Origin of the sequence: Desulfovibrio sp. 1214_IL3152, assembly GCF_036763055.1 — a bacterium.
Taxonomy (GTDB): Bacteria; Desulfobacterota; Desulfovibrionia; order Desulfovibrionales; family Desulfovibrionaceae; genus Desulfovibrio.
Map to the genome: position 1 here is coordinate 1 of NZ_JBAIYW010000292.1, position 1,941 is coordinate 1,941.

At 56.6% G+C, this 1,941-nt stretch carries 1 protein-coding gene and 1 tRNA gene; both read left to right on the plus strand.

The window, feature by feature from the left end; genetic code table 11:
* Window positions 1–220 precede the first annotated feature (220 nt).
* Window positions 221–1,414 (plus strand): pyridoxal phosphate-dependent aminotransferase, encoded by a 1,194-nt coding sequence (locus tag V6C07_RS06225; protein WP_333535495.1) that lies wholly within the window; start codon window positions 221–223, stop codon window positions 1,412–1,414.
* A gap of 347 nt (window positions 1,415–1,761) precedes the next feature.
* Window positions 1,762–1,837, plus strand: a tRNA-Ala gene (locus V6C07_RS06230).
* Window positions 1,838–1,941: the final 104 nt, after the last annotated feature.

Here is a 1,941-nt window from a genome sequence, read left to right on the forward strand (position 1 = left end):
TGCCAGTTGCGGCTGTTCCGCCTGCCCCGTGGGCCGCGCCGATTGCGTCGGCTGCGCATGGCACGGCTGATGGCAAGCACGTTGTATGTAGTCCGATTCAGTGGCCGCTGCGCCTTTCTGCTTTGTACGCATTTACACCCCGTGGCGAAGCTGATAAAATTGGCGGCTGTAATCTCGCCGTATACGCCGCATTGCGTCCCCTTTCGTGAAGGAGCCTCTCATGCAGATTTCAGATCGTTTGAGCAGCATCAAACCCTCTCTGACCCTCAGTGTCAACAGCCGCGCCCTGGAGCTTAAGGCACAGGGCGTTGCCGTAACCAGTCTGGCCGTGGGCGAACCGGATTTTCCCACGCCAAGGCATGTCTGTGAGGCCGCCAAGGCCGCCATTGACGAAAATTTTTGCCGCTATACCGCCGTACCCGGCATTCCGGAACTGCGTAAGGCCGCCGGCGCGTACTTTGACCGCGCCTATGGCGTGCCAGTGCCGCTGGAATCCATTGTCATCGGGGCCGGGGGCAAACACTGCCTTTACAATTTTTTGCAGGCCACGGTTAATCCGGGCGACGAGATTCTTATTCCCGCGCCCTACTGGCTGAGCTACCCGGATATGGTCATGCTGGCCGGCGGCGTGCCGGTTACGGTACATGCCGGGCCTGAACAGGGCTTCAAGGTGACGCCCGCCATGCTGGACGCCGCGACGACGGGCAAAACGCGTCTGCTTATTCTCAATTCGCCCAGTAATCCTACTGGGGCGGTGTACACCGAGGCCGAATTTACGGCCATTATGGACTGGGCCATGTCGCGCGGCATTTTTGTGCTGTCTGACGAAATTTATGACCAGCTTGTTTTTGCCCCGGCCAAAATGACCAGCGCTATCGGCTGGTTTGCGCGGTATCCCGAGCAAGTGGCCGTGCTCAACGGACTTTCAAAAAGCTATGCCATGACGGGCTGGCGCGTGGGCTTTCTTGCCGCGCACCCCACACTGATAAAAAAAATATCATCCATGCAGGGACATAGCACGTCCAGCATATGCTCCATCGCGCAAAAGGCGGCCCTGGCGGCCCTGACCGGCCCTACGGACTGCATTGACGCCATGCGCCAGGCTTTTGTGCGTCGTCGCGATCTGGGCATGAAAATCATAGGCTCCTGGCCTTGGGCCGTATGTCCCAAGCCCGACGGGGCTTTCTATCTTTTTGTGGACGTACGCAAGTGCTATGGCGGATCGGTGAGCAATTCCACCGATCTGTGTACCCGGCTGCTGGACAAGGCCCATGTGGCCCTTGTACCCGGCGCGGCCTTTGGCGACGATAACTGCATTCGCCTTTCCTACGCAGTGGCTGATGACGTGCTGACGCACGCCCTGGAAAGCGCCGGGGCCGAGATGGCCCGTCTGGCCGAAGAGGCGGGCAATTAGGGGATCCAGCAGGTTCCGTCAGAGAGTTTTGCGGGCAGCGCACCCAAAGGGGGCATCGCAACGGCGCCCACGGCGTAGGCAACGGTTCTAGGGCAGATTAACTTTGAAATGCTTCACATTTCAAAGTTTTCATTCAGCCGAAAATCGCGATTTTCGGCTGAATCCACGCCACATTGTGGCGCGCTGCACTTTCGTGCAGCGTTAGAGCCTTTACACTTTTTCAAAGTTAAAATGCGTCTAACTGACGCCCGGCAAACGGCTTCGGACGCGGATTTGAAAGAATTATAATTTTCTTGCAAGAAGTTGTTGACAAACAGACGTATTTTAGTCATTGTGCTTTTCGCCGTGGGGCTGTAGCTCAGTTGGGAGAGCGCTTGAATGGCATTCAAGAGGCCGTCAGTTCAATTCTGTCCAGCTCCACCAGATAGGTAATCAAAACCCCCGATCATCGGAAGATGGTCGGGGGTTTTTGCGTTTTACAAATTATTGAGGCCAATGCGTTGACTTGTTCTAGCAGTTTCCCTTAG